The sequence below is a fragment of the Pseudonocardia endophytica genome (assembly GCF_004339565.1).
Classification (GTDB): domain Bacteria; phylum Actinomycetota; class Actinomycetes; order Mycobacteriales; family Pseudonocardiaceae; genus Pseudonocardia; species Pseudonocardia endophytica.
Map to the genome: position 1 here is coordinate 2,024,670 of NZ_SMFZ01000001.1, position 18,131 is coordinate 2,042,800.

The following is an 18,131-nucleotide window of genomic DNA, read 5'->3' on the forward strand; positions in this document are numbered from 1 at the left end:
CCGACCGGCGTCCACCCGGCGGTGGGCCGTCGCGTCCCGGTTCCGGTCCGGCGCCGTCCAGTGGGACTCCGAACGGCGGCACACCCGCCGGCCGCGGTCCCGGCGGCCCGGGCCCCAGCGGTCCCGGCCCGGGTGGTCCCGGCTCCGGTGGCCCAGCGCCGTCCGGCCCGCCTCCGGGTGCTGCGGCACCGGGCGGCCCGACACCGTCCGCCCAGGGTGCTCCCCCGCACGCTCCTTCTCGCGGCGACGGCCCGGCACCGTCGGGTGGCCCGCAGGCGGCTCCCCCGCCCGCCGCTCCGGCGCGGGGCGCTCCCCCGCACGCTCCTGCTCCCGGCGGCGACGGCCCGGCACCGGGCGCTCCCGGCCGGCGCGGCCCCGCGGACGGCGGTCCGAGACAGGGCGGGCCGGGGCGGAGCGCCGGCCCGGCGACCGGCGGCCCGAACAGCGGCCGCGGCCCGGCAGGTGGCGGAGGCCCGGCCAACGGTGGTGGACCGCCGGGCGGCGGTGGTCCGGCGCCGGGCGGTCCTCCCCCCGGCACCTCGGAGCATGCCGCACCGGGCACCCCGTCCCGCGGCACCGACGGCCCGCCGCGCCGGCGCGAGCCGGTCCGCGCAGGGGCGGATCGGACAGGGGCGGATCGGACAGGGGCGGGCCGGGCGACGGCCGACGCGGGCGGACCACCGAGCCGACGCCCGGACACCGCCGCCGTGCACCGGCGCCGTCAGGCCGAGGACAGCGAGGCCGACTCACCCGAGCGCGACCGCGCCGCCCGGCTGAGCGGCGAGATCCCGATCGTGCCGCGTGGCCGGGAGGCAGCGTCACCGACGCGCGCCACCGTCCGGCCGATCGAGTCGACGACCGTCCGCACCACCCGTCGTCCCGGCACGTCGCAGGGCGACCGCGGGGGCGAGCCCGGAAGCGCGCGGAGCAGGTCGCGTTCCACCGCGCGCACGGGGACGGCCGCGGCGGGCAGCGCTGCCGCGGCGGGCGCCGAGTCGCCCACGCGCGCCACCCGGCCGCCGCAGCGCCCTCCGCGCTCACCACGACCCGGGGACGCGGCCCGCGCGGGCGCGACGGCCGCCCCGTCGAAGGCTGCCGCGCAGAAGTCGAAGAACGCCGAGAAGCGCCGGACACCGGACACCGCTCGTCGCACCCTGCGTGCCGCGATCGGACTCACCGCGGCCTCCACCGCACTCCCCGGCACCGGCCACCTGGCCATGAAGCGGCGCCGCACCGGTGGGCTGATCCTCGGGACGCTCGCGCTGATCGTCGTGACGATCGCGGTGCTGGTGCTGGTCCTGCGCCGGTCGACGCTGCTCACGAACCTGCTGTCGCCGACGGCGCTGACCGTCATCGCGATCGCGCTGATCGTCGCGGGCGTCGCCTGGATCGCGGTCATCGCGCGGACGTACGCGCTCGCCCGACCACGGGACATGGTGCTGGGCAAGAAGGTGTTCGGCACCGGTATGGCGGCCGTGCTGTGCCTGGTCATCGCCGTGCCGTTCGGGTACGGCGTCGATCTCCTGAACTCCCAGCGCGGGCTGCTCGAGTCGTTGTTCAAGGGCGGCGGGACGGACGCCGCCGAAGCGCTCGGCAAGCCGCGGCTGAACGTGCTCCTGCTCGGCAGCGACGCCGGACCGGACCGGACCGGTACGCGCACCGACTCGATGATGCTGGCCAGCATCGACACCCAGACCGGCCGGACGACCCTGTTCAGCCTCCCCCGCAACATCCAGCGCGCCCAGTTCCCGCCCGGCTCTCCGATGGCGGAGAAGTTCCCGGACGGCTTCCACGACCCGTCGCAGCCGCTGTCCGGCGACTACCTGCTCAACGCCGTCTACGCCTACGGCGAGACGAACCCGCAGGAGGCTCCCGCGGGCCCGACGCCCTTCAAGGGCGTGAACCTGCTCCAGTCGACGATCTCGTACATGACCGGTCTGCCGATCGACTACTACCTCGAGGTCAACATGGCCGGGTTCTCGTCGATGATCGACGCGGTCGGCGGCGTGACGGTCAACGTCGGGTCCGAGCCGATCCCGGTCGGCGGCGTCACCGCGTTCGGCAGGCACGTCAAGCCGGACCGCTACATCCAACCCGGCGTGCAGACCCTCAACGGCGAGGACGCGCTGTGGTTCGCGCGCTCGCGTCGTGACGGCACGGACTACCAGCGCATGGGCCGGCAGCGCTGCCTCATCCAGGCCGTGATCAACGAGAAGAGCTCGTTCGACATCCTCGCCCGGTTCCAGCAGATCGCCGCGGCGACGAAGGACACCGTCTACACGGACATGCCGCAGCAGGTCCTGCCGGCGCTGGCCGTGCTGGCCGACGAAGGCTTCAAGCTGGAGAGCGTCGCGTTCGATCCGACCCTGCCGGACCCGGACGGGCCGAACGGCACCTTCGACACGGCCGACCCGGACGTGCCGTACATGCAGGAGGTCGTGCAGAAGGCGATCGCGCCGCCGCCTCCGCTCCCGGCGGACGGTGCGGCGCCCGCGCCGAGCACGTCGGCCTCGCCGTCCGCGACACCGTCCTCCGGACCGAACCCGCCGCCCGCCGCGTCCGCGGCACCGCAGTCCGTCGCCGACGCGTGCGCGTCCATCTCCGGCGCCCCCGCGCCGGGCAGCGCGGGCGAACAGACCGACGGCGAGACGGCGGGCGCGTCCGCTCCGAGCAGCACACCGGCCGCCGTCGAGCCCTACGCCGCGTCCTCGCGTCGCACCGGGAACTGAGCGTCGCCTGCGCCGGTGACCCCTGGTGACGGGCCGGTCGGGCGCACCCCACAATGACCCGATGCGGATCACCCTCGCCCAGCTCGACTCCCGACTCGGCGACGTCGACGCCAATGCCGACCGCGCCGAGAAGGTGATCTCGGACGCCGCCGCCGACGGGTCGGACATCGTCGTCTTCCCGGAGCTGTTCCTGTCCGGTTTCGGCGTCGGCGAGGTCGACGACGACGTGTCGATGACCCTCGACGACGAGCGCCTGCACCGGCTCGCCGACAAGACCGACAAGGGTGTGCTGCTCGCGTTCCCGGAGGCCCAGGCGCACGGGCTGCACACCTACAACAGCGCCGCCTACTTCGAGAACGGCAGGCTGGTGCACGTCCACCGCAAGCTGTACCTGCCGAACTACTCGATCTTCGAGGAGCGCAAGCACTTCCTGCCGGGGCAGACGTCGCGGGCGTTTCCGGTGCTCGAGGGACGCCACCGCGCCGCCACCCTGATCTGCAACGACGCGTGGCAGCCGCAGCTCGCGTTCCTGGCCACCCAGGACGGCGCGATGGTCATGCTGGTGCCGGCCGCGAGCGCCCAGAGCATGTTCCCGGAGCGCTACGACAGCCGCGACTACTGGCGCGGGATCACCCAGTTCTTCGGCCGGATGTACCAGCTCTACGTCGTGTTCGTGAACCGCGTCGGCGAGGAGGGCAAGCTGCGGTTCTGGGGCGGCAGCCACGTCGTCGACCCGTGGGGCGACGTCGTCGCCGAGTGCGTCGAGCACGACGAGCACGTGCTGAACGTGGACATCGACATCAACCAGGTCCGCCGCCGTCGTCGGGACATCCCGCTGGTCCGCGAGGCCCGGCTCGGCCTGATCCGGCGCGAGGTCGACCGGCTGCTCGACGAGGGTGGCGACCTGTAGCGGGGACCTGTGAGAAACCGGACGATCCCGGCGGATCTCCGCTCCCGATTGCTAGGTTAGGGTTACCTGACGCAGTCGGAGGGGTGGATGGACGTCCGGACCGATCACGTCGTGCGCACGCAGGCCGAGCTGCGCGAGATCGTCGGGGACAGCCACCCGGCCGTGTGGCTGAAGGAGGCGCCCCGGGTCGACGACGTCGCGGCCGCGTTCGTCGCGGCCTCACCGCTGGTGTTCGTCGGCACGTCGGGGCCGGACGGTGCCGTCACCGTGACACCGCGCGGCGGGGAGCCGGGTTCCGTGCGGGTACTCGACGACGGCCGGCGGCTGGCTCTCGCCGAGCGTCCCGGCAACCGCCGGGTGGACACGCTGCGCAACGTGCTGGAGAACCCGGCGGTCGGGCTGGCGTTCTGCGTGCCGACGGTGCTGCACGTGCTCCGGGTGCACGGCACGGCCCGTATCGTCACCGACCCGGACGTCCTCGGGCTGTGGGACGACCCGCCGCCGCTCGCACTCGTCGTCGACGTCGACGACACCTACGTGCACTGCGGGCGCGCGCTGAAGATGTCCGGTGTCTGGGAGCCCGACGGCTGGGGGAACGCCGACGGCGTGCCGGGGCTCAAGCGGATGGCGGACGCCGCCAGGGCCACCCGCCCGGACGCGGGCTGAACCGCGCCGAGCGGCCTCAGGCCGTCGCGAACGCTCCGAGCACCTCGTCCGGGCGGATGCCCGCGAAGTGCCGCTGCCAGATCGAGTAGTAGAGGATCTCCTCGTCGCTGCGCAGCGCCCAGCTGTGCTCCGGGCTCCGCGGCACGTCGCGGGTGTCCGCCTCGGCGGCCTTCTCCTCGGCCAGCGCGGCCAGCACTGTCCCGGCGCCGGACCCGTCGCCGAACTGCTCCTTGCCGCGCCAGAGCAGCTCATCGGGCAGCCAGCCGTCGAACGCCTCGCGCAGGATCGCCTTCTCCGGGCGCCCGTCCGGGCGCTGCTTCCACTCCGGTGGCAGCGCCAGCGCCGTGCGGATCAGCGCGGAGTCCAGGAACGGCTCGCGGGCCTCCAGGCCGTAGTACATCGTCGTGCGGTCGCAGCGCTGCAGGTTCAGGTGGTGCAGCTGCTCCAGCGAGCGGACCAGCTCGGCGTGCAGCGCGTCCGGGTCGGCGTACTCCTCGCCGTGGATGTACTCGTAGCCGGCGAACAGCTCGTCGGCGCCCTCGCCGGTGAGCACGACCTTGACCTTCTTCGACGCCTCCTCGGCCAGCAGCAGGTTCGGCACCGCGCTGCGCACCAGTGCCGGGTCGTAGTGCTCGATCACCTCGACGGCGTGGTCCAGCGCCCCGCGTAGGTCCTCGGCCGTCACGACGATCTCGTGGTGGTCCGAGCCGATGTGCGCGGCCACCTTGCGCGCGGCGATCAGGTCGCCCGAGTCCTCGGTGCCGACGGCGAACGTCGGCAGGACCTCGCCCTTGGACCGGGCGTGCTCGGCGGCGATGGCGGCGACCAGCGCCGAGTCCAGACCGCCGGACAGGAACACGCCGACGCCGACGTCCGACATCATCCGCCGCTTCACGGCGGCGACCACCGCATCGCGGACGTCGGTGAGCACGGAGTCGTCCCAGGTCGGACGGTCCGCGCGGCGGGCGGGGCGCACCTCTACCGGGACCGCGTCGGCGTACCGGACCAGGCCGGACGACGGGCTCCACAGGCATCCGGGCGGGAACGACTCGACGTGCGGACGGTCGGCGTCGTCGAACGCGCGCAGCTCGCTGGCGAACAGCACCGTCGCGTCCGGGTCGGGCGAGGTGTACGGGACGGAGTCGTCGTCGACGTCGTAGGGCGGGATCCAGTACAGCGGCTTGACGCCGACCGGGTCGCGCGCGACGAGCCCGCTCGAGTCGGTGCGGGCCATCGCGACGGCGAACATCCCGTTCAGCGACCCGACGGCGATCTGGCCGTCGCGCATCACGGCGTGCAGCGCGGCCTCGGTGTCCGACTTGGTGCGCACGGTGCCGTCCGGGAACCCGGCCGAGATCCGCTCGTGGTTGTAGATCTCGCCGTTGCCGACGATCCACGCCGTCTGCGCGGAGTCGGCCATCGGCTGGTGCCCACCACTGACGTCCATGATCGACAGCCGCTGGTGGCCGAGCCAGGCGCGGCCCACCGTCTCGGAGCCGATGTCGTCGGGCCCGCGGTGCGCGACCTTCTCCAGCATCCGGTCGAACTTTCCGGATCTCCGGTCGTTCTCGATGTCACCGAATGCCGCGACGATCCCGCACATGACTCCACTTTCGCATGGTTCTCGGGCCCCGTCCGTCCGAATGCTGTGAGTTCGTTCATCCCGCCAGGTCGTAACGGGGTCCGACGTTTGCCCGGGCCACGGGCGGTCAATACCGTTGTGGGTCGGGCGGCATGTCCGTCGTCGAAGGAGCCGGCACCGGGCATCCTCGTACGGCACCCGCCGTGAGGTCGAGCCGCCCGTACGCGATGGAGAGGGCGGACGACGTGACCGAGAACGACGACCGGCGGCAGAGCCGGCACCGGGTCGTGATCGTGGGCGGTGGCTTCGGTGGTGTGCAGGCGGCCAAGGCGCTGCGCCACGCCGACGTCGACGTCACCGTCGTCGATCGCACCAACCACCATCTGTTCCAGCCGCTGCTCTACCAGGTCGCGACCGGCATCCTGTCCCCAGGGCTGATCGCGCCCGCGCTGCGGCGGGTGCTGAAGAAGCAGCGCAACGCGCGCACACTGCTCGCCGAGGTCGGCGACATCGACCTCGAGAACAAGATCGTGCACGCGTCCGCGCCGGACGGGCAGCACGTTGCGCTGCCCTACGACACGCTGATCGTCGCCGGTGGCGCGACGCACGCCTACTTCGGGCACCCGGAGTGGGCCGAGCACGCGCCGGGCATGAAGACGATCGAGGACGCGCGCCTGCTGCGCAGCCGCATCCTGGGCGCCTACGAGCTCGCCGAGGTCGCGACGGACCCGGCCGAGCAGCGGGCGTACATGACGTTCGTCGTCGTGGGCGCGGGGCCGACCGGCGTCGAGGTGGCCGGACAGCTCTCCGAGCTCGCCCATCACGTGCTGCCCAAGGAGTACCGGACGATCGACACCCGGCAGGCGCGGATCATCCTGCTCGACGGCGCGCCCGCCGTGCTCCCGCCGTTCGCGGCACGCCTGCAGCGCTACACGAAACGCACGCTCGAGAAGAAGGGCGTCGAGATCCGGCTGGACACCATGGCCACGGACATGGACGCCGACTCGATCACGGTGAAGGGCCCGCAGGGCGAGGAGCGCATCGTCGCCCGCACGAAGGTCTGGGCGGCGGGTGTGCAGGCCTCCCCGCTGGCCGAGACGCTCGCGAAGGCGACCGGGACCGAGGTGGACGGTGCCGGACGCCTGGCCGTCGACCCGGACTGCAGCCTGCCCGGCCGCCGCGACGTCTACGCGATCGGCGACATGGTCTCGACGATCGACCACCTGCCGGGAGTCGCGCAGGTCGCCATGCAGCAGGGCACCTACGTGGGCAAGCTCGTCGCCGCGCGCGCGGCGGGTGACGACACCACGCCCGCACCGTTCCGTTACTTCGACAAGGGCTCGATGGCCACGATCGGCGCCCGCGAGGCCGTCGCGGACGTGCGGGGCCTGAAGTTCACCGGCATCCTCGGCTACCTGCTGTGGTGCTACGTGCACGTGATGTTCCTGATCGGGTGGGGCAACCGGCTCGGCACGCTGTTCAACTGGGTCCGGTCGCTGCGCTACGCGCGGTTCCGCGGCCACCGCCTGATCAGCGTGACGGCGTCGTACGACGAGGACGTCACGGACGAGCACCACAACCTGCACGAACCGGCGGAACACCGGTCACACGTCGACCCGCGCGCACGGCCGGCGGACGGACGGGACCGCCCGTCGCAGCAGGAGCGCAGCGCAGCGTCCTGATTCCGGACGAATCGGGCGTTCCACCCCTCGAATCCGCACACGACACGCTGTGAACAGGGGGTTCTCGCAGGTCCGCAGGTCGGCTCTGCAACCCTGTACGGCGACCTGCGAGACGTGAGCCACCCGCACGGGTGTTCGGATCCGAGAGGAGGCGTCAGCGATGGCCCTGCCCACCCTGACTCCGGAACAGCGCCAGGAGGCGCTCAAGAAGGCCGCCGCCGCGCGCACGGCCCGCAAGGAGCTCCGCGACAAGATCGCCAGCGGCGAGGAGACGATCCCCTCGGTGCTCGGCCGCGCCAAGACCGACCAGATCGTCGGCAAGACCAAGGTCGCGGACCTGCTCAAGAGCGTCCCGGGCTGGGGCCCGGCGAAGGTCTCCAAGGTGCTGGAGGAGACCGGGATCGACGCGTCCCGCCGGGCCGCTGGCCTCGGCGAGCGCCAGCGTGAGGCGCTCATCTCCGCCGTCGGCTGAGTCCGGCGTTTCTTCGACGACCGCCGCACCCCTCGTGATCGAGGGAGTGCGGCGGTCGTCGTTTCGGGACCCGGTGCCCGGCGCGGAGGGGACGCGCCGCCGTCACGGGTCTCCATCACGACACCCTCGTCGATCACGACTCCCGCCCGGCAGGGCCCGGGCGGCGAGCAGCTCCCTCCGGTGGCGTTCCGGCCCGTCCGGGTCGGCGCCGCGCCACGCCACGACGCCGTCCGGGCGCAGCAGGACGCGCTCTCCGCCGTCGACGTCGGTGGCCCAGCCCGGACCCGCGAGGTCCAGTGTGGACGTCGTGCGCGCGTCGTCGAGCCAGCGGTGCGGGACGCGGACGCCGGCGCGCCCGGTCGGTGCGAACGCCGTGACCGGCTCCTCCCGGTCGTCGTCGCGGACGAACGCGCCCTCCGGGTAGGCGATGCTCTCCGCGGACAGGACGAACGGGTGCGCCATCTCCTGGTCGGGGACGCCGCGTGCCGACGAGCGCCGGACCGACTGGTCGGCGACGAACGCGGCCGTCGGGCGGCGTTCGGCGTCGTAGCTGTCCAGCAGCGCGTCGGACGCCTCGCCCCGCAGGACGGCGGCGAGCTTCCAGCCGAGGTTGTGCGCGTCGGCGATACCGGTGTTCGCGCCTGCGGCGGCCCACGGCGGCATGACGTGCGCGGCGTCGCCGGCGAGCAGCACGCGCCCGACCCGGAACCGGTCCGCGACCCGCACCTCCGGGCACCAGTCCAGGACGGACAGCACCTCCAGGTCCGGCACCGGAGCACCGATCGCCGACCGCAGCACCGCCGGCCAGTCCTGCCGGCCCGCGCTCGTCATGAACACCCACCGGTGGCGCCCGTCCACCGACGCGAACGCACCGCCCGCGACCGTGCACAGGTTGAACGGACGGTCCGCGACGAGCGGCGCGAGGTCGGCGCGGAAGTAGACGTTCACGGCGGGCGCGCCGACGGCGCCCGGACCGGAGCGGGTCACGCCGAGCGCCTCGCGGACCGGGCTGCGCGCCCCGTCCGCGGCGACGACGTAGCGGGCCCGCACCGGCCCCTCGGCCGTCTCCACCGTGACGCCGTGCGCGTCCGGCGCGACGCCGGTGACGGCGAATCCGAAGTGGACCTCGGCACCCGCGTCGGCGGCCGCGGCGGCCAGGACCGGCTCCAGCACGTCCTGCGCGACCAGGCTCGGCGGCTCCGGTCCGACCAGCTCCGGCGACGGCTCGATCGGCGCGCCGCCCCACATCGGCTGCAGCTCACTCGTGGCGAGCGTCTCCCCGGCCGCGAACCGGTCGTGCCCGGCGAGGTCGCGGGCGGCGTCGCGGACCGTGCCGGCCAGCCCGAGCGACCGGAACACCTCCATGCTGCGGAAGCCGAACCGGCGTGCCTTCGGTTGCGGCGACGTCACCGCGTGCTTCTCGACCAGCAGGACGTCCACGCCGTGCCGGCACAGCTCCAGCGCCGTGGTCAGCCCGACCAGGCCACCGCCGATCACCACCACGTCACGTGTACGTTGTCCACTCATAGATGTACGTTGTACACGCCGCGGTAGGCTCGCGCCACCATGACCTCGCTCCCCTGGTTCGACGACGCGGGCGCGCCCGCCCGGCGCGACGGGCTGTCCCGCGAGCGGGTCGTGGCCGCCGCCGTCGCCGCCGCGGACGCCGACCCGCACCGCGACGTGACGATGCGCGACCTCGCCGGGGACCTCGGCGTCCGCAGCCCGATGGCGCTCTACCGCTGGGTCGGCGGCAGCAAGACCGGGCTGCACGACCTGATGGCCGACGCCGTCTACGCCGAGATGACGGTCCCCGACGATGCGGGCTGGCGCGCCGGGCTGCGGGGACTCGGCGAGTCCGCATGGGCTGCCGTCGGGCGGCATCCGTGGTTCGCCCGGCTCGCGTTCAGCCGCCCGCCACTCGGGCCGCACGCCCTGGCCGTGCACGATCGCGCGCTCGCCCTGCTCGACGGCCACGACCTCGATGCGGCCACCCGGATGGGCTGCGTCTCGACCGTGCTCGGACACGTACTCGGCGCCGGGCTGGCGCTGCTCGAGGAGACCGCCATGCGCGCCCGTACCGGCCTCACGACCGAGCGCGACCTCTCCGACGCGGCGCAGCCCTACCTCGACCGGATCGCCGCGTCCGGCCGGTACCCGCACTTCAGCGCGTGGGCGGCGGACCCGGGCCGGCTCGCCCCGCCGCCGCAGACCGTGGAGCGCACGCTCGGCTGGCTGCTCGACGGGCTCGCGGGCACGATCGAGGGCCGCGCGGACGGGTGATCGGTTGCCTGGCAGGCTGACCGGCGTGGAACGCGAGGTCGAGGTCGAGCCCGGCGTCTCGCTGTGGGTGCAGGACCTGCCGCCGGCGGGCATCGGCGACGGGCTGCCCGGCGAGGCGGTGCTGCTGGTGATGGGCGCCGACACGTCCGGGATCGCCTGGCCGGACGCGTTCGTGGAGCGCCTGCGCACGCGGCACCGGGTGGTCCGCTACGACCACCGCGACACCGGCCGGTCCACCCACGCGTTCGAGGAGCACCCGTACGGGATCGCGGACCTCGCAGGCGACGCGATCGCCGTGCTCGACGCGTGCGGGATCGACCGGGCACACGTCGTCGGGATGTCGATGGGCGGCACGCTCGCCCAGGTCATGGCTCTGGACGCGCCGGACCGCCTGGCCAGCACGACGTTGCTGTGCACGGCGGCGCTCTCCGCGGACCGCGACGGGCTGCCCGGGCCGACCCGCGACGTCCTGCGGATGTGGCAGGAGATGACCGACCCGCGCGACGAGCGCGGCGAGCTGGCCTGGCGCGTGGAGCACTGGCGTCGCCTGCACGGGACGGCGCTGCCGTTCGACGGGCTCGAGTTCCGCGCGCTGGAGCAGCGCCTGATGGCCCACGCCGGACGGTCGGACTCGCCCGCCGCGCACTCCATGGCCGACCCGGACGGCCTGGACCGCGGCGCGGAGCTCGCCACGATCACCGTTCCGACGCTCGTCGTGGAAGCACCGGAGGACCCGGTGAACCCTCCGCCGCACGCGTCGCACCTGGTCGAGAAGATCGGCGGCGCGGCCCGGCTGGTCACGGTTCCCGGGATGGGGCACGCCCTGCCGTCGACGGTGGTGAGCCCCGTCGCCGAGGCGATCCTGTCGCACGCCGCCGTGTCCGAAGGTGCCGCGCGTCGCCGCTGACCCGGCGTCCAGCGCCGAGCCGCCCAGCCGCCCAGCCGCCCAGCCGCCCAGCCGCCCATGATCGGCCGAAGTGGCACGGGCGCGCCAGATACGGCGCGATCCGGCCGGTTCCGCCGATCACGCAGCCCAGAGCCAGCCCAGAACCCGACACCGCGCGACCATGATCGGCCGAAGTGGCACAGAGGCGCCAGATACGGCGCGGTGCGACCACTCGCGGCGATCATGCAGCACGGCCCGGCACCACGGCTCGCCCTCACCGGCCGGCGACCCCGCACCCCGCGACCATGATCAGCGGAAGCGGCACGGGAACGCCGGACCTGGCGCGATCGGCCGGTTCCGCCGATCATGCCGGTGCGGTCAACTGCCGGGCGGGCGTGACGGGTGACCGTCCGGGCGCTCGCCGCGCAGGCGGGCGACGTACCGCTCGGCGGAGCGGGCGACGGCCTCGTCCGCTCCGGCGTCGATCCGCCTCTCCCACCACCCGCCGTAGAGGCGCTCGAACCGGAACGCGCCGACCCTCTCGGCGATGCCGAGGACCGTGCGTTCGTCGAGCGGGAGCATGTTCGGGTAGCTCCAGAGGAAGCTCACCCAGCGCCGGTCCGCGACGACCTGGATCGAGTCGCCGGTCAGCAGCACTCCGCGGCCGTCCGCGGCCTGCCGGTGCAGCACCGTCGAGCCGGCGAAGTGTCCGCCCACACGGACGACGGTCACGCCCGGCACCGGTTCGGACCACTCGTCGAACACCTCCACCCGGTCCGACGGCCTGCGCACCCAGTCCACATCGGACCGAGCGAGCAGGATCCTGGCGTCGAAGTGGTCCGCCCAGTCGACCATCGCGGCGTGGAAGTGCGGGTGCGAGACACAGATCGTGTGGATCCCGCCGAGCGCGGCGACCTCGGCCCTGGCGTGGTCGTCGAGCAGCGGGACGCAGTCCCACAGGACGTTCCCGTCCGGGGTGCGCACCAGTAGCGCGCGCTGCCCGATCGCGAAGGACGGCTCGACCCCGATCCCGACCAGGTCCGCCTCCACCTGGGCCAGCACGGTGCGATGCCCGGCGGCCAGCTCGTCCGGCGCGGTCCACCGCTGACCGTCGGGCCCGACGAACTGCCGCTCGTCCTCGCACACCGCACACCCGGGCGGCGGCTGCGGCGCGTCCGGGTGCTGCACGCCGCAGGTGACGCAGATCCAGGCCGTCATCGCCCCACCCAGGAGTAGCGGCGCTCCGGACGACCGGTGCCGCCGTACCGCAGCCGGACCGTCGCGGCACCGGTGCCGACGAAGTGCTCCAGGTAGCGACGGGCGCTGACCCGGGACAGCTCCGCCGCCTCGGCGCACTCGGTGGCCGACAGGTCCCCCGCGCTCTCGCGCAGCACGCGCGCGACGAGGTCCGCGGTCGGCTCGGTCAGGCCCTTCGGCAACCGTACCGCCGGCGCGGGTGCCGACGCCGTACCGCCGAACAGCCGGTCGATGTCCTCCTGGCCGCGCAGTCCGCCGAGGTCGCGGCGGATCCGCTCGGCGCGCCGCACCTGCTCCGCCAGGGCTTTCTGGTCGAACGGCTTGACCAGGTAGTGCAGCGCCCCTCCGTGCAGCGCGGCGGCCACCGTGTCCGGGTCGTCCGCCGCCGTCACGACCAGCACGAACGGATCGTCCGGCGCGCCGGTCCGCAGGCCGCGCAGCACCTCGATACCGCTGACGTCCGGCAGGTACACGTCGAGCAGCACCAGGTCCGGTTTCAGCTGGGCCGCCCGCTCGAGCGCTTCGTCCCCGCGATGGGCGACGCCGACGACGCGACAGCCGTCGATCCGCTCGACGTAGCCGGAGTGCACGCGGGCGACCATGAAGTCGTCGTCGACGACGAGCACGTTCACGCTCCGACCACCACCCCGGCCCGCAGCGGGAGGCGGGCGACGAACACGGCGCCGCCGTCGTTGTGCAGCGTGATGCCGCCGCCGCGCCGCAGGCACGCCTGCCGGGCGAGCGCAAGGCCCAGACCGCGGCCACCGCCGGAGCCGGCGACCTTCGTGCTGAACCCGGACCGGAAGACCTCCTCGACGAGCTCGGTCGCGACGCCGGGCCCGGTGTCGCGCACCCGGACCTCGACGGCACCGTCCTCGGTGGACAGCCCGATCTCCACCCGGCCGCGCTCGCCCGGCGCGCCGACGACGGCGTCGATCGCGTTGTCCACCAGGTTGCCGAGCACGGTGACCAGGTCCGCCGACAGCTCCGGGTCCGACCCCGGCGCGACGGCGGGCAGCCGGGCGTCCGGCGCGAACGCCAGCTCGACACCACGTTCCGCGGCCCGGCTGGCCTTCGCCACGAGCAGCGCGGCGGCCGCGGCGTCCCCGACCCTGGCCACGACCTCCCGCCGCCACGCCTCGGACGCCTCGACGATCCCGGCCACGAACCGGCGCACCTCGTCGTGCTCCCCGAGCTCGGTCAGCCCGGCGATCGTGTGCAGCCGGTTGGAGAACTCGTGCGCCTGGGCGCGCAGCGTGTCGGTGACCGTGCGGGACGCGTCGAGGCGTTGTTCGAGCGTCAGCAGCTCTGTCCGGTCCCGCAGCGTGACGACGGCGCCGACACGTCGCCCGTCGAGCCCGACCGGCATCCGGTTCAGCACGAGCGCGCGCGTGCCGGCCAGCACGAGCTGGTCCTCTCCGGCGGACGCGCCGGTCAGCACGTCCCGCAGGCGGGGGTCGATGTCGAGCGTGTCCAGGTGGTCGCCGGGACTCGCGTCCGGCAGGTCGAGCAGCTCACGGGCGACGGGGTTGAGCAGCGTGATCCGGTCGGCCGTGTCCAGGCCCACGACGCCCTCCTTGATCCCGAGCAGCATCGCCTCCCGCCGCTGCACCAGCTCGACGATCTCGTCCGGTTCCAGGCCGAGCGTCTGCCGTCGCACCCTGGAGGCCAGCATCAGCGAACCGGCCACGCCGACCACGAGCGCGAGCCCCAGCAGCGCGAGCACCTCCCCGCGGGCCGCGGACAGCGCCTCCAACGGTGACGGTGCCCGGATTCCCGCCGAGACCAGCCCGATCACCTCGCTCCGGTCGCCGATGATCGGCACCTGCGCGACGACCGTGCGCCCGTCCGGGTTCCCGACCCACGACCGCCCGGCGGGCGCCGTGCTCTCCCCGGAGTCGAACACCGTCCGGACCTGCGCCGGGTCCGGGGACGTCCGCACGATCGACCGCCCGTCCACGATCACGATCTCGTCCGCGCCGGACAGGTTCTCCGCGCTGCGCGCGAACGCGGGCAGCAGGTCGAACCGGCCGGACGTGAGCGCCGAGCGGACGGTCGGCACGGCGGCGACGTCCTCGGCGGCGGACAACATCCGACGGCCCTGGGTGTCCCGGAACGCCGCCTGCGACTGCACCACGGCCAGTGCCGCGACGGCGCCGAGCAGCACGACGACGACCCCCAGCTGCCACACCAGCAGCTGCCGGGACAGGGACCTGCGCCGTCGCATGGGCACACAGTAGGTCCCGGCACCGACAGAACGAGCACGACCAGAACGAACACAACGACCGTTGTGCACCGAAGGCAGACAATTGTCGGTGCCCCCGCGCACACTCCCCTCGAACCCACCCCGACGGCGAGATGGGCAGCGCGATGGACCGATCGACGACGACCGACCCACCACCCCCGGCTCCGGCCGACCCACCACCCCGGCGGAGCACCGGCGCGGTCGTGGCGACCGTGGTCGTGGTGCTGGCCGCCCTCCTGCTCGTGCCGCCGGCGATCGGCGCGCTGACCGGCGGCGGTGACGGCACACAGCTCAAGGGCCTGCGCATGCTCGTCCCGAACGCACCGGGCGGCGGGTACGACGTCACGGCCCGCGCGGCGTCGAAGGCCATGGAGGACACCGGCATCACCGGCCCGGTCGAGGTGTTCAACCTCCCCGGCGCCGGCGGAACGGTCGGTCTCGGTCGCACCGTGAACGAGGCCGGGAACGACAAGCTGGCGATGAGCATGGGGCTCGGCGTGGTCGGCAGCGTCTACTCCAACAAGTCCCCGGCCACGCTGGCCGAGACGACGCCGATCGCGCGGCTCACGGAGGAGTCCGAGATCGTCGTCGTGCCGAAGGACTCGCCGTACCGGACGCTCGGCCAGCTCGTCGACGCGTGGAAGGCGAACCCGGGCCGCGTACCGGTCGGCGGCGGGTCCTCGCCCGGCGGGCCGGACCACCTGGCCCCGATGCTGATGGCCAAGGGCGTCGGGCTGGAGCCGAAACGGGTCAACTACGTGGCCTACGACGGCGGCGGCGAGCTGCTGGCGTCCGTGCTCGGCGGCAAGGTCGCGTTCGGGGTGTCCGGGCTCGGCGAGTTCGCCGACCAGGTGGACGCCGGCGAGCTGCGGGTGCTGGCCGTGACCGCGGGCGAGCGCGTGCCCGGTGTGGACGCCCCCACCCTGAAGCAGTCCGGTGTGGACCTGGAGTTCACGAACTGGCGCGGGATCGTCGCACCCCCCGGGCTGTCGCCGGAGGGCAGGCAGCGCATGGAGCAGGCGTTCGACGACCTGCGCCGCAGCCCCGAGTGGGCCGAGGTGCTGAAGACGAACAACTGGCAGGACGCCTACCAGCCCGGCGACCAGTTCGGGGAGTTCCTGCGTTCCGAGAACGACCGTGTCGCCGGCGTGCTGACCGAACTGGGGCTGACCTGATGACCGTCCTGGAGAAGACCGGGAAGAAGTCCTGGTGGCGGGGCCGTTCCGAACTCGGCGTCTCGGCGCTGCTGCTGGTCGTCGGCCTGCTGGTCGTGATCGACACGCTGGCCGAGTCGAACACCGGGGGCGGCGACTCGGACCCGATCGGCCCGCGCACCGTCGCACTCGTGCTGGGCGCGGCGCTCTTGCTGCTCTCGGTACTGCTGACGATCGACATCCTGCGCGGCGGGCACGGCGAGGCCGAGGGCGGCGAGGACGTCGACCTGGGCACGCCGATGGACCTGCGCACCGTCGGCATGCTGGCCGGGGTCCTGGTCGCGACGGCGGCGCTGATCCCCCTGGTCGGCTGGCCGATCGCCGGGACGGTGCTGTTCGCGGGCGCGACCTACGCGCTCGGCTCGCGCTCGTTCCCGCGTGACCTCGCGATCGCGGCTGGCGTGTCGCTCGTGACCTGGTTCCTGTTCGACGGGCTGCTCGGCGTCGACCTGCCCGGCGGACCGCTGATGGGGGTGTTCGGCTGATGGGCACGTTCGACCTGTTGATGGGCGGGTTCGCGAACGCGCTGACCCCGACGAACCTGCTGTTCGCCGCCATCGGCGTGCTGCTCGGCACGGCGATCGGCGTGCTGCCGGGCATCGGCCCGGCGATGGCGGTGGCGCTGCTGCTGCCGGTCACCTACGCGTTCGACCCGACCGGTGCGTTCATCATGTTCGCCGGCATCTACTTCGGAGCGATGTTCGGCGGTTCGACGACGTCGATCCTGCTGAACACGCCCGGCGAGTCCGCGTCGGTGATGGCGGCCATCGAGGGCAACCCGATGGCCAAACAGGGCCGCGGCGCGCAGGCCCTCGCGACGGCCGCGATCGGGCACTTCGTCGGCGGCGTCGTCGGCGTGACCGGGCTGGTGCTGCTGGCCCCGCTCGTCGCGTCGGTGGCCGTTGACATCGGCGCACCGGACTACTTCGCGATCATGGTGCTGGCGTTCGTCGCGGTGACCGGCGTGCTCGGCGCGTCCCGGGTCCGCGGGTTCGCCTCGCTGGCGCTCGGGCTGACGATCGGGCTCGTCGGCCTGGACCCGATCTCCGGTCAGCCGCGGCTCACGTTCGGCGTGCCGCAGCTCGCCGACGGGATCGACGTCGTGATCGTCGCGGTCGGGCTGTTCGCGGTCGGCGAGGCGCTGTGGGTCGCCGCGCACCTGCGCCGGACCAAGCAGGAGGTGATCCCGGTCGGGCGCCCGTGGCTGGGCCGCGACGATCTGCGGCGCACCTGGAAGCCGTGGTTGCGCGGGCCGTTCATCGGGTTCACGTTCGGCTCGATCCCGGCCGGCGGCGCCGAGATGTCGACGTTCATGGCCTACGTGACGGAGCGACGGCTGGCCGGCAGGCGCCGCACCGAGTTCGGCAAGGGCGCGATCGAGGGCGTCGCCGGGCCGGAGTCGGCGGCCAGCGCGTCGTCGGCGGGCACGCTCGCGACGATGCTCACGCTCGGCCTGCCGACGACGGCGATCGCGGCCGTCATGCTCGCCGCGTTCCAGCAGTTCGGCATCCAGCCGGGACCGCTGCTGTTCGACCGCGAGCCGGACCTCGTCTGGACGCTGATCGCCAGCCTGTTCATCGGTCTGGTCCTGCTGCTGGTGCTGAACCTGCCGCTGGCCCCGGCCTGGGCGAAGCTGCTGCGCATCCCGCGGCCGTACCTCTACGCGGGCATCCTGTTCTTCGCCTGCGTCGGCGCCTACGCCGTGTCCGGGCAGGCCGTCGACCTGCTGGTACTGCTCGCGATCGGCGCGGTCGGGTTCCTGATGCGCCGCTACGGGCTGCCGGTCCTGCCGGCGATCATCGGCGTGATCCTCGGACCGGACGCGGAGCTGCAGCTGCGCCGCGCGCTGCAGATCGCCGACGGCGACGTCACGACGCTCGTGTCCACCCCGCTGGCGATCACCGTGTACGTGATCATCATCGCGCTGTTCGTGGTGCCTCTGGTCCTGCGTCGACGGCGTCCGGCGGAGCCGGAACCGGAGCGCGAGCACGAGAACGTCTGACCGCCCGTCCCGGCCGGCGCCCCGCGACCACCCCCGGTCGCGGGGCGTCGCCGTGCGGTCCCGCCCCTCGCGGTCAGCACCGTCCTCTCCGCCGGACGAACGCCACATCCGTCCCGATGAAGCGCACGAACGCCACACCCGTGCGGGTCCGAGGCATCCGAGCCGGTGATCGGCAGATCGGTCCGGATCAGGGCTGTATCCGG

At 73.6% G+C, this 18,131-nt stretch carries 15 protein-coding genes; 10 read left to right on the forward strand and 5 right to left on the reverse strand.

The genetic code is table 11. The features are described from left to right. Positions 1 to 707 precede the first annotated feature (707 nt). The 3 genes from EV378_RS09055 (at position 708) to EV378_RS09065 (ending at position 4,305) form a co-directional block, all read left to right on the forward strand. Positions 708 to 2,729, forward strand: coding sequence for an LCP family protein (locus tag EV378_RS09055; RefSeq protein WP_165922207.1), 2,022 nt, complete (start codon positions 708 to 710; stop codon positions 2,727 to 2,729). A gap of 61 nt (positions 2,730 to 2,790) precedes the next feature. Then, positions 2,791 to 3,639: a nitrilase-related carbon-nitrogen hydrolase gene (locus EV378_RS09060; protein WP_132422585.1), complete on the forward strand. Its 849-nt coding sequence runs from the start codon at positions 2,791 to 2,793 to the stop codon at positions 3,637 to 3,639. Positions 3,640 to 3,726: 87 nt separating this feature from the next. Next, entirely contained in the window at positions 3,727 to 4,305 is a 579-nt protein-coding gene (locus EV378_RS09065; protein WP_132422587.1) for a pyridoxamine 5'-phosphate oxidase family protein, read from the forward strand. A 16-nt stretch (positions 4,306 to 4,321) separates the two neighbouring features. On the opposite strand, the gene asnB is transcribed toward EV378_RS09065, so the two are convergent. Further along, positions 4,322 to 5,908 (reverse strand): asparagine synthase (glutamine-hydrolyzing), encoded by a 1,587-nt coding sequence (gene asnB, locus EV378_RS09070; RefSeq protein ID WP_132422589.1) that lies wholly within the window; start codon positions 5,906 to 5,908, stop codon positions 4,322 to 4,324. Positions 5,909 to 6,090: 182 nt separating this feature from the next. Here asnB and EV378_RS09075 point away from each other — a divergent pair, with 182 nt between their 5' ends. Both EV378_RS09075 and mihF read left to right on the forward strand, forming a co-directional pair. After that, complete coding sequence (locus tag EV378_RS09075) at positions 6,091 to 7,569, forward strand: NAD(P)/FAD-dependent oxidoreductase (RefSeq protein WP_243653358.1); 1,479 nt, start codon at positions 6,091 to 6,093, stop codon at positions 7,567 to 7,569. Positions 7,570 to 7,729: 160 nt separating this feature from the next. Then, entirely contained in the window at positions 7,730 to 8,041 is a 312-nt protein-coding gene (gene mihF / locus EV378_RS09080; RefSeq protein ID WP_132422591.1) for an integration host factor, actinobacterial type, read from the forward strand. Positions 8,042 to 8,143: 102 nt separating this feature from the next. Here mihF and EV378_RS09085 read toward each other — a convergent pair whose 3' ends face one another. Then, entirely contained in the window at positions 8,144 to 9,568 is a 1,425-nt protein-coding gene (locus tag EV378_RS09085) for an FAD-dependent oxidoreductase (protein WP_132422593.1), read from the reverse strand. Between the two features lie 39 nt (positions 9,569 to 9,607). Between EV378_RS09085 and EV378_RS09090 the strand changes: the two genes are divergently transcribed. Both EV378_RS09090 and EV378_RS09095 read left to right on the forward strand, forming a co-directional pair. Continuing rightward, positions 9,608 to 10,324, forward strand: a complete 717-nt coding sequence (locus tag EV378_RS09090) for a TetR/AcrR family transcriptional regulator C-terminal domain-containing protein (protein ID WP_132422595.1) — start codon at positions 9,608 to 9,610, stop codon at positions 10,322 to 10,324. Between the two features lie 25 nt (positions 10,325 to 10,349). Continuing rightward, the gene (locus EV378_RS09095; RefSeq protein WP_132422597.1) at positions 10,350 to 11,231 is read left to right on the forward strand and encodes an alpha/beta fold hydrolase; all 882 of its coding nucleotides are present in this window, start codon (positions 10,350 to 10,352) and stop codon (positions 11,229 to 11,231) included. 357 nt (positions 11,232 to 11,588) lie between these two features. Here the strand turns inward: EV378_RS09095 and EV378_RS09100 are convergent, their stop codons facing one another. Genes EV378_RS09100 through EV378_RS09110 form a run of 3 tightly spaced genes read right to left on the reverse strand, consistent with a single transcriptional unit; the run spans position 11,589 to position 14,694 of the window. Beyond that, positions 11,589 to 12,428: an MBL fold metallo-hydrolase gene (locus tag EV378_RS09100; protein WP_132422599.1), complete on the reverse strand. Its 840-nt coding sequence runs from the start codon at positions 12,426 to 12,428 to the stop codon at positions 11,589 to 11,591. Continuing rightward, positions 12,425 to 13,099, reverse strand: coding sequence for a response regulator (locus EV378_RS09105; RefSeq protein ID WP_132422601.1), 675 nt, complete (start codon positions 13,097 to 13,099; stop codon positions 12,425 to 12,427). The genes EV378_RS09100 and EV378_RS09105 overlap by 4 nt, the downstream gene beginning before the upstream one ends. Next, positions 13,096 to 14,694 (reverse strand): sensor histidine kinase, encoded by a 1,599-nt coding sequence (locus EV378_RS09110; RefSeq protein ID WP_132422603.1) that lies wholly within the window; start codon positions 14,692 to 14,694, stop codon positions 13,096 to 13,098. The genes EV378_RS09105 and EV378_RS09110 overlap by 4 nt, the downstream gene beginning before the upstream one ends. A gap of 221 nt (positions 14,695 to 14,915) precedes the next feature. Between EV378_RS09110 and EV378_RS09115 the strand changes: the two genes are divergently transcribed. From EV378_RS09115 to EV378_RS09125, 3 genes are read left to right on the forward strand one after another with little or no spacing between them, the layout of a single operon-like run. Further along, the gene (locus EV378_RS09115) at positions 14,916 to 15,887 is read left to right on the forward strand and encodes a Bug family tripartite tricarboxylate transporter substrate binding protein (RefSeq protein WP_243653359.1); all 972 of its coding nucleotides are present in this window, start codon (positions 14,916 to 14,918) and stop codon (positions 15,885 to 15,887) included. Next, positions 15,887 to 16,411, forward strand: a complete 525-nt coding sequence (locus EV378_RS09120) for a tripartite tricarboxylate transporter TctB family protein (protein WP_132422607.1) — start codon at positions 15,887 to 15,889, stop codon at positions 16,409 to 16,411. The genes EV378_RS09115 and EV378_RS09120 overlap by 1 nt, the downstream gene beginning before the upstream one ends. After that, entirely contained in the window at positions 16,411 to 17,928 is a 1,518-nt protein-coding gene (locus EV378_RS09125; RefSeq protein ID WP_132422609.1) for a tripartite tricarboxylate transporter permease, read from the forward strand. Before EV378_RS09120 ends, EV378_RS09125 begins: the two co-directional genes overlap by 1 nt. The last annotated feature ends 203 nt before the right edge of the window (positions 17,929 to 18,131 follow it).

What these genes read in the sequence shown, in the direction of transcription:
- EV378_RS09060 (WP_132422585.1), top strand. Translation starts at nt 2,791, where the DNA reads ATGCGGATCACCCTCGCCCAGCTCGACTCCCGACTCGGCGACGTCGAC.
- EV378_RS09065 (WP_132422587.1), top strand. Translation starts at nt 3,727, where the DNA reads ATGGACGTCCGGACCGATCACGTCGTGCGCACGCAGGCCGAGCTGCGC.
- asnB (WP_132422589.1), bottom strand. Translation starts at nt 5,908, where the DNA reads ATGTGCGGGATCGTCGCGGCATTCGGTGACATCGAGAACGACCGGAGA.
- mihF (WP_132422591.1), top strand. Translation starts at nt 7,730, where the DNA reads ATGGCCCTGCCCACCCTGACTCCGGAACAGCGCCAGGAGGCGCTCAAG.
- EV378_RS09085 (WP_132422593.1), bottom strand. Translation starts at nt 9,568, where the DNA reads ATGAGTGGACAACGTACACGTGACGTGGTGGTGATCGGCGGTGGCCTG.
- EV378_RS09090 (WP_132422595.1), top strand. Translation starts at nt 9,608, where the DNA reads ATGACCTCGCTCCCCTGGTTCGACGACGCGGGCGCGCCCGCCCGGCGC.
- EV378_RS09100 (WP_132422599.1), bottom strand. Translation starts at nt 12,428, where the DNA reads ATGACGGCCTGGATCTGCGTCACCTGCGGCGTGCAGCACCCGGACGCG.
- EV378_RS09110 (WP_132422603.1), bottom strand. Translation starts at nt 14,694, where the DNA reads ATGCGACGGCGCAGGTCCCTGTCCCGGCAGCTGCTGGTGTGGCAGCTG.
- EV378_RS09120 (WP_132422607.1), top strand. Translation starts at nt 15,887, where the DNA reads ATGACCGTCCTGGAGAAGACCGGGAAGAAGTCCTGGTGGCGGGGCCGT.
- EV378_RS09125 (WP_132422609.1), top strand. Translation starts at nt 16,411, where the DNA reads ATGGGCACGTTCGACCTGTTGATGGGCGGGTTCGCGAACGCGCTGACC.